A 333-nucleotide genomic window follows, 5' to 3' on the forward strand; every position below is an offset into this window, starting at 1 on the left:
TGCTATATTACCATAAGAAAAAGTCCAGACAGTGCTGACCTTCATGTCTGGACTTTTTCAATTGAGTTAACGCATAGTAACAAATTCTTCAGAACCTGTCGGATGGATGGCGACAACGGCATCAAATTCTTCTTTTGTAGCTCCCATTTTGATAGCAACTGAGAATCCTTGAATCATTTCATCGATACCATAGCCAATGCCGTGCAGACCAACGACTTTTTCATTTTCTCCTACGGTTACTAATTTAAACTTGGCCATTTGGCGGTTGTTTTCTAGGGCAGTGTACATAGAAGTAAAGGCTGAAGTATAGACTTTTACATTGTCCTGACCGTA

Annotated in this window: 1 pseudogene; it reads right to left on the bottom strand. The window is 39.9% G+C overall.

What is annotated here, in order from left to right:
* Positions 1-66: 66 nt before the first annotated feature.
* Positions 67-333 (bottom strand): annotated as a pseudogene (locus tag C1E99_RS03960) (glutathione-disulfide reductase); the annotation flags it as partial.

This window comes from Streptococcus suis (assembly GCF_002964045.1).
Taxonomy (GTDB): Bacteria; Bacillota; Bacilli; order Lactobacillales; family Streptococcaceae; genus Streptococcus; species Streptococcus suis_U.